This window comes from Cupriavidus sp. SIMBA_020 (genome assembly GCF_046535395.1).
Lineage (GTDB): Bacteria > Pseudomonadota > Gammaproteobacteria > Burkholderiales > Burkholderiaceae > Cupriavidus > Cupriavidus campinensis.
Genome location: NZ_JAWRWU010001164.1, coordinates 1 through 253, shown reverse-complemented (window position 1 = coordinate 253; position 253 = coordinate 1). Strand labels below are relative to the sequence as shown.

1 protein-coding gene is annotated in these 253 nt (G+C 62.1%); it reads right to left on the bottom strand.

Annotation, left to right across the window (positions count from 1 at the left end):
• On the bottom strand, positions 1–253 hold a 253-nt coding region (locus SB751_RS33190; RefSeq protein ID WP_410749392.1), incomplete at both ends, for a peptide chain release factor-like protein.

Sequence of the window (253 nt, the reverse complement as noted above, 5' to 3'; positions counted from 1 at the left end):
CGAGCGAAGCCAGCTGTTCGGCCTGATGCTCGGACAACAGTGCGCCGATCAGTTCCTCGAGATCGCCGTCCATGATCGCTTCCAGCCGATACAGCGTCAGATTGATCCGGTGATCCGTCAGACGTCCCTGCGGGAAGTTGTAGGTGCGAATTCGTTCCGAGCGGTCGCCCGAGCCGACGAGACTCTTGCGCGTGGCCGCTTCCTTCGCGTGCTGCTCCTGATACTGCTTGTCCTTGATGCGCGCGGCCAGCAC